The organism is Flavobacterium sp. 9AF (assembly GCF_902506265.1).
In the GTDB taxonomy this organism is placed as follows: Bacteria; Bacteroidota; Bacteroidia; order Flavobacteriales; family Flavobacteriaceae; genus Flavobacterium.
In genome coordinates, this window is record NZ_LR733607.1 from 55,730 (window position 1) to 63,162 (window position 7,433).

General features: G+C 30.2%; 7 protein-coding genes. 3 read left to right on the forward strand and 4 right to left on the reverse strand.

Annotation, left to right across the window (positions count from 1 at the left end):
- Positions 1-101: 101 nt before the first annotated feature.
- From HALO113_RS17285 to HALO113_RS17300, 4 genes are all read right to left on the reverse strand, one after another.
- Positions 102-1,763: a NupC/NupG family nucleoside CNT transporter gene (locus HALO113_RS17285; protein WP_159780387.1), complete on the reverse strand. Its 1,662-nt coding sequence runs from the start codon at positions 1,761-1,763 to the stop codon at positions 102-104.
- Between the two features lie 13 nt (positions 1,764-1,776).
- Positions 1,777-2,406 (reverse strand): bifunctional nuclease family protein, encoded by a 630-nt coding sequence (locus HALO113_RS17290; RefSeq protein ID WP_159780388.1) that lies wholly within the window; start codon positions 2,404-2,406, stop codon positions 1,777-1,779.
- 234 nt (positions 2,407-2,640) lie between these two features.
- Positions 2,641-3,609 (reverse strand): electron transfer flavoprotein subunit alpha/FixB family protein, encoded by a 969-nt coding sequence (locus tag HALO113_RS17295; protein WP_159780389.1) that lies wholly within the window; start codon positions 3,607-3,609, stop codon positions 2,641-2,643.
- Between the two features lie 31 nt (positions 3,610-3,640).
- Positions 3,641-4,387 (reverse strand): electron transfer flavoprotein subunit beta/FixA family protein, encoded by a 747-nt coding sequence (locus HALO113_RS17300; protein ID WP_159780390.1) that lies wholly within the window; start codon positions 4,385-4,387, stop codon positions 3,641-3,643.
- 198 nt (positions 4,388-4,585) lie between these two features.
- On the opposite strand from HALO113_RS17300, the gene HALO113_RS17305 reads away from it, so the two are divergent.
- The 3 genes from HALO113_RS17305 to HALO113_RS17315 form a co-directional block, all read left to right on the forward strand.
- On the forward strand, positions 4,586-5,566 hold the full coding sequence (locus tag HALO113_RS17305) for a PKD domain-containing protein (protein WP_159780391.1): 981 nt from the start codon (positions 4,586-4,588) through the stop codon (positions 5,564-5,566).
- 25 nt (positions 5,567-5,591) lie between these two features.
- On the forward strand, positions 5,592-6,056 hold the full coding sequence (locus HALO113_RS17310) for a hypothetical protein (protein ID WP_159780392.1): 465 nt from the start codon (positions 5,592-5,594) through the stop codon (positions 6,054-6,056).
- A gap of 20 nt (positions 6,057-6,076) precedes the next feature.
- Positions 6,077-7,433: DUF5458 family protein (locus HALO113_RS17315; protein WP_159780393.1), on the forward strand; the 1,357-nt coding region annotated here is incomplete at its 3' end.

The window sequence follows — 7,433 nt, forward strand, 5'->3', positions numbered from 1 at the left end:
CTTTAAAAAAATGATAAACGAACCTATTTTCTTTTCTGAATTTTATATAAATATAATTTTGGTTTGAGCTATTTATGTCTTTTTTGCTTTTACCTAATGGTTTACCCAATAATCATTCCTGCTATAGTTGCAGATAATAGTGAAGCAATACTTCCGCCAATAACAGCTTTTAATCCAAACTCGGATAATGTTTTTCTTTGATTTGGAGCCAAAGAGCCAATTCCTCCAATTTGAATTCCGATAGAGGCAAAGTTCGCAAAACCACAAAGCATATAAGTTGCCATAATTACCGATTTTTCATAAGTAAAATGAATGTCGTTTGCTGCATTTTTTAATTCTGCTAACTGAATATAACCCACAAATTCTGATGCTGCTAATTTAATTCCTAATAATTGCCCCATAAGCATCATGTCTTCTTGAGCTACACCGATTAACCACATTAATGGAGAGAAAATAAGGCCGAGTATTGTTTCTAAAGAAAATTTTGTATAGGGAGTGTTTTCTGCTATGATGCTATTTAAGCCAGAATAATAGCCGATTTTATCTAAGCCCCAATTAATCATAGCTATAAAAGCAATAAATACTAGTAGCATTGCGGCTACATTAGCAGCTAATTTTAATCCTTCTGTGGTTCCAGTTGAAATAGCATCTAATATATTAGAGCCTATTTTTTCTTTTGTAACTTCTACATTAGTATTTATCTTTTCTACTTGAGGGTATAATATTTTTGAAATAATGATTGCACCTGGAGCTGCCATCACAGAAGCGGCTAATAAGTGTCTTGCAAATTCGGCTTCTAATACTTTGTCTCCACCACCAAGAAAACCAATGTAAGCAGCTAATACACCACCAGCTACAGTTGCCATTCCTCCTACCATTACCAGTAAGATTTCAGACTTATTCATTTTTTCTAAATAAGCTTTTATTAATAAAGGGGCTTCTGTTTGGCCTAAGAAAATATTACCTGCTACAGATAAACTTTCTGCACCTGAAATCTTTAATAATTTTGTTAGAACAATAGCTAGAAGTTTGACTACTTTCTGAATGATTCCTAAATAAAATAATAAAGAAGTTAAAGCTGAAAAGAAGATGATGGTAGGTAAAACTTGAAATAAAAAGATAAAGCCAAAGCTTTTAATATCCATCATGCCCCCTAATAAAAACTCACTACCAGCTCTGGTAAATTCAAGAACTTTAGTAAATAATTTTCCTACAAAGTCAAAAAACAATTGAACAAAATATATTTTTAGAATCCCAAATGCAAGAACTAATTGTGCTGCTAAACCAATGAAAACAGTTTTCCAATTAATAGCTTTTCGGTTAGCACTGAACACATAAGCGATAGCTAATAAAGCTAACATACCTAATATACCTCGTACAATTCCTGTAGTGGTTATTCCTGAACTTTTTACTAAAGTCTTGCGGTTTTCTCTTGTTTGCTTAATTTTATTTGAAGAAAAAAAAGAGTATGCTTTATCTCCTTTTTTTAAGGTAAGTGTAGAATCGGTTTTAGTTTCGATTACGAAACGTTTTGTAGGTGAATCGGAACCGTTTTCAAAAAGAAATAAAAATTTATCTTGTATTAAATAATCTCCTTTTTGGAAAAGGCTATCTTGAGATAGTTTAAGATGGTATGTGCCTTCTTTTAATTCTAAATAATCATTTTTAGAAGTGTCTAATTGCCATTTTTTTTCAATTTCTTGTGCATTTATATTTAAAAAAGTAAATATAAATGTTATGCATAAAAATATATTTTTTATCATTTGGAATGTAGTATTAAGATTCTTTTTTAGAGATTTCATCTCTTATTTTTGCTGCTTTTTCGTAATCTTCGTTTTGTACAGCTTCTTCTAGTTTGTCATAGAGTTCTTGTAAGGAGAAGTCGGCATAATCGTCTTTTGCTGGAGTGGAAGATTCGTTTGCGCCAAAAGTTTCTGGATTGGATAAAATATCATCTGATTCTTGGGAATTTTCGTCTTCTTTTGAAGGATTTATTTTTAAATAAATACCTGCTTTGTCTAAAATATTTTTGTAAGTAAAAATAGGCGCTCCAAATCGAAGGGCAAGTGCAATTGCATCGGAAGTACGAGCATCAATTATCTCTTCAATTTTATCTCTTTCGCAAATGATACTAGAAAAGAAAACACCATCTACTAGTTTGTGAATAATTACTTGTTTTACAATGATGTCAAAGCGATCTGCAAAATTCTTGAATAAATCATGAGTTAATGGACGTGGTGGTTTAATTTCTTTTTCTAAAGCAATAGCAATTGATTGTGCTTCAAATGCACCGATTACAATTGGTAGTTTACGTTCTCCGTCCACTTCATTTAAAATTAGAGCATAAGCTCCATTTTGTGTTTGGCTATAAGAAATTCCTTTTATGGTTAATTTTACTAAACTCATTATGTAATTAGTAATAAGTATTTGTTTTGAATACTTAGATATTAAATAGATTCATGTTTAAACTAGCCCTGATGGAAGCGATATCTTTTTGTTTGAAAAACAAAAAATAAAGCGAACAGCAGGAAAACGGTCGGCAAATATACACCAACTCATTCGCTCCAAAAATAAAAAAAAGAGCTATCTAAACAAAGATAACTCTAATTTTAATATAATATATTTTTAAACAGCTAAAAATTAAGCATTATTTGCTTTGAAAGCTTTTAATTTTTCTACTAGTTTCGGAACTATTTCGAATGCATCTCCTACAACACCGTAATCTGCTACTTTAAAGAAAGGTGCTTCTGGATCTGAATTAATTACTACTTTTACCTTTGAAGAATTAATTCCAGCAATATGTTGAATAGCACCAGAAATACCTACAGCGATATAAAGATTTGAAGCAACTGGTTTTCCTGTTTGTCCTACGTGTTCACTGTGAGGTCTCCATCCGATATCTGAAACAGGTTTTGAACATGCTGTTGCAGCGCCTAAAACAGATGCAAGTTCTTCAATCATTCCCCAATTTTCAGGGCCTTTTAATCCGCGACCTGCAGAAACTACGATTTCTGCATCTGCAATCGTTACTTTACCCGAAACTTTTTCAACATTTTCAACTTTAATTGCAAAATCGGCATCGTTTAATGATGGTGCAAAATCTTCTTCAGATAAGGTTGTTTCTGCTTCAAAAAGGCCGTATGAATTTTTAGCGATTCCGATAACTTTTACATCTGTATTAATTTCTGTAATATTGAATGCCTTGTTTGAAAAAGCATTTCTTTTTACTTGAAATGGACTTGTGCTCACTGGTAAGGCAACAACATTTGAAGCGTAACCAGCGTTTAATCCTACAGCTACAAGTGGAGCAAGGTATAAACTATCTGTTGTAGATGATAAGACGATTAATTTTGTGTTTTCTTTTTCAGCAGCTTGTTTGATAGTATCTGCATAAGCTTTAGCGTTAAAAGATGTTAATTTGTCATTGTTAACTTTTAAAACTTTACTAACTCCGTATTTTGCTAGTTCTGATGTGTTTGAATTGTTTATGGTTACAGCTGTTACAGTAGTTCCCATTGCATCAGCAACTTTTTTTGCATAAGATGCAATTTCTAATGCAACTTTTTTGAATTTTCCTTCTGCTGATTCAGCATATATTAATATAGACATGATTCTAGTATTTAAGATTGTTGGTACTGATTTAGATTACTTTTGCTTCGTTGTGAAGTAAATTAATTAATTCGTCAAGATTGTCTGGACTTACTAATTTTACAGCAGATTTTGGTGCAGGCTTTTCAAATTTAACCGCTTGAGTTGCTTTATCGTCTCCTGTTGGTTCGTTAACAGCTAAAGCTTTAGAGCGTGCCATCATGATACCTCTCATGTTTGGTATTCTTAAATCTTTTTCTTCTACTAATCCTTTTTGACCACCAATAATTAATGGTAATGATGTAGAAAGAGTTTCTTTACCACCATCAATTTCCCTAATAACTGTTGCTTTGTTGCCTTCAACTTCTAAACCTGTACAAGAATTTACAAAATTATAACCAAGTAAACCAGCCATCATTCCAGGAACCATTCCTCCATTATAATCTAATGATTCTTTACCAGCAATAATTAAGTCATAACCTCCTTGCTTTACAACTTCCACTAATTGTTTAGCAACATACATTCCATCAGTTGGATTAGCATTTATTCTAATTGCTTCATCAGCACCTATAGCTAATGCTTTTCTTAAAGTAGCCTCGGCATCAGATCCTCCTACATTTACTACTGTTACAGAAGCTCCTTGTTTTTCTTTGAACCAAATAGCTCTTGTTAAACCGAATTCATCATTTGGATTGATAACAAATTGTACTCCATTCGTATCAAATTCAGTATCATTATTTATGAAGTTGATTTTTGAAGTAGTATCAGGTACATGACTGATGCAAACTAATATTTTCATTGTTTAATTTTTGAGATTTTAATAATGTCACGAAATTACAAAAAAATGTTTAAAAAATACTATGCATGCATAATATTTTTTAAACATTTTACTTTTTTGAAAATATATTTAAAATACTGTTGTTTATTCTTTAAGGACTGAATATTTTTTTTATATATTTGAAGTAAAGTTATAAATAGTAAAGTTTTTCTTTTTAAAATGAATGCAAATAATCAGATAAAAACTCATTTTGATAATAAGGTAATTATAACATTTATAATAGTGTTTATTTTATCTTGTGGGTTATTAGCTTTTAAAAAATCAAATGAAGTTGATTGTAGTGTTTTTGATTATGATACTGATATAAAACAGTATATGGTAGGTGATGTGATTACTTTTTCTGAAACTTCAGGGAAGGCTTACTCATGGAGATGGTATTTTGGAGACGGATCGGATATCTCTTACAAATCAAAAGAATTGCATTCTTTTTCAAAGGCAGGTAATTTTAAAGTAAAATTATTAGTTAATGGTACTTGTGAAATTGAAAAGACTATTAAAGTTATACCTAAACCTGTTATAGAAAGTAAAGAGCCAGTTGTAGTAGATTTTGAATCTCCTATTAGGGTGATTCAAGGAGAATTAGTTCAATTTGAAGATAAAACAGTAGGCGCAGAAACTTGGGAATGGAAATTTGGAGAGAGTAACCATGTGGATAGTAAATTGAAAAATCCAAAATACAAATTTAATTCTATAGGCGTAAAAACTATATCTTTAGTTGTTAATGGAGATAAGAAAAATAGAGTGTTGAGAGATATAATTGTAATGGCTAAATCTGAGAAGAATACTTTGAAAAAAGTAAAAGTAGCAAAAGTAGTAGCAAAAGATACAATTACAAATGTTGTGGTTGAAGAAAAGCCACAGCCTATTATTGTTAAATCTATAAGTGAAGCTGAACTAGAAAAGTTATTATACTCTGTATCAGATAATAAAATTTCTTTAATTAATTTTAGAAATCAATTTTGTGAAGGTAATGTGCCAAAATTTAAAGTTAATACAGATAGTAGATTTATGACTTTAGATCAATTTTATAAATCAATAAAAAACAAAGGAATAAAAATTAGAGAAGTTAAAATTAATAAAGATAATGATCAATGTATTGAAAGTATATATGTTAACTTCAAGTATAAAACATTTTTTTAAAAATCTATAGACTAAAATTAATATTATGGCAGACAGATTCTCAGGCAGTTATGGAATTGGAGGAAATGAAGTTAGAGTAGAAGGACAAGAAGGTATTCTTGAAATTCCACAAAATAGGACTTTAATAGCTCAAAAATTAACGCCAAATACACCAGTGAAACCTGAAGTAGTTACAGGTTTGAAAAATATGGATGAAGTATTTGAACATTTTAACCCAAAAGTAAAAGTTGCTTTTGAAGATGAAAATGGACAAGTAAATCGTGAAGAACTTCAATTTAAAAATGTTGGAGATTTTTCTATTAATGGTATTACTGAACAAAGCTCGTTTTTATTAGATTTGAAAACAAAAAATGAACAGTATCAAAAACTAATTAAACAATTAAAAACAAATAAAGTTTTAAAGTTGGCTTTACAAGATCCAGATGCTAGAAAATCAATAATAGAAAGTTTAGAAACATTAATTTCAGAAATAGAAGCATCTGATAAATAAAAAAATAACAAAAAACAACTATGGCAAACCATGAAAGTAGTGCTGCATCAAGTGCAGACAAACAACATAAAGAAGTTTCTCGCTCCTTAGATCAAACATTAGAGTCATTTATTCAATATGGTGGTTTTGATTTACTAGAAGGTTCTATAGAAGGAGTTCAGAATTTAAATCCAAGTAGAAAAGCTAGAAAAAATATTTTTTTAACAGAATCTAGTAAGAAAGCGGAACGTGATAACTTAAAAAAAGTTTTAAAGATTTGGGCGGAATCTTTAAAATCTTCTGATAATTTAGTAGATTTAGTTAACGAATGTACAAATAAGGCGGAAGAAGCTGAAAGAACATTGAAAAACAATTTAAGGATTGCAATTGACGAGACAAAAGAATTAGAAGAAAATTATAGAAGTATTGCTCTTTTTTATAAAAATACGGAAGAAAGTAAGCTTAAAAATATTTCGATTGTTAATGCAGAATTAGATCAATTAAAAGATTTAGATAATACAAGATTTATAGATACAATTCATGAAGAATTAGTAAATGGGTATGATCGCTTAGATTTAAGACAGAATTATTCTTTATTAGTAATACCTGGTTATTTAGGTTCTAATAAGGTTCTTGAAAAATGGGCTAAAATTGCTTTTGAAAATAAAGTTATGTTGATTACAGATTTTCAACATTTAGATGAACCAGATGACGTTATGGAAATGTTTGAAGCAGCTAATCTAACAGGAGGAGATGTGTATCGTTCAAATGTGATGATGGCATGTAATTGGCTAGTAGGTAGAGGTAAACATGACGAAATTGATGAAGAGGATGATTTATTTGTTCCACCATCAATGGCATTAGCTGGAAAAGTATATAACACATTAATGTCTCAAATTACGGCAGGAAAGAAATTTGGAGGAATAAATGAGGTGGATGGTGTTAAATTTGATTTAAAAAAGAGTGAAATAGCCAATCTGGAAAGTCTAGGTTTAATTCCAATGGTAAATGAATATGGTAAAGTAATGGCTTTTTCTGGTAAAACACTGTTTAACGGGGATAACTTAGGTTTACAAACCTATTCGGTAGTGAGAGTGTTTGATTATGTAACAAAAGTTTTAATGGATTTCTTAAATAGAAGAGCTTTTGAAAACTTTAATGCAAAAACCAGAAAAGAAATTTTGAATCAAATTGTGAAATTCCTAGATAATGTTACAGGTCCAGATAAATTAATTGAAGACTTTGATATTAAAAGATTTGAGCAAGATCCAAATCAAAAAGACAGGATTTTCCTTGATATAAGATTAAAACCTTATTTCCCAGCTAAAAATTTCTTAATTAAAATGGATGGACAAAAAGGGGATGATGGAAATGATTGGGATACAGAATATGCTGAAT

Excerpts from the sequence above, each read along its gene's own strand:
- HALO113_RS17305 (WP_159780391.1), top strand. The coding sequence starts at position 4,586 with ATGAATGCAAATAATCAGATAAAAACTCATTTTGATAATAAGGTAATT.
- HALO113_RS17310 (WP_159780392.1), top strand. The coding sequence starts at position 5,592 with ATGGCAGACAGATTCTCAGGCAGTTATGGAATTGGAGGAAATGAAGTT.
- HALO113_RS17300 (WP_159780390.1), bottom strand. The coding sequence starts at position 4,387 with ATGAAAATATTAGTTTGCATCAGTCATGTACCTGATACTACTTCAAAA.
- HALO113_RS17290 (WP_159780388.1), bottom strand. The coding sequence starts at position 2,406 with ATGAGTTTAGTAAAATTAACCATAAAAGGAATTTCTTATAGCCAAACA.
- HALO113_RS17285 (WP_159780387.1), bottom strand. The coding sequence starts at position 1,763 with ATGATAAAAAATATATTTTTATGCATAACATTTATATTTACTTTTTTA.
- HALO113_RS17295 (WP_159780389.1), bottom strand. The coding sequence starts at position 3,609 with ATGTCTATATTAATATATGCTGAATCAGCAGAAGGAAAATTCAAAAAA.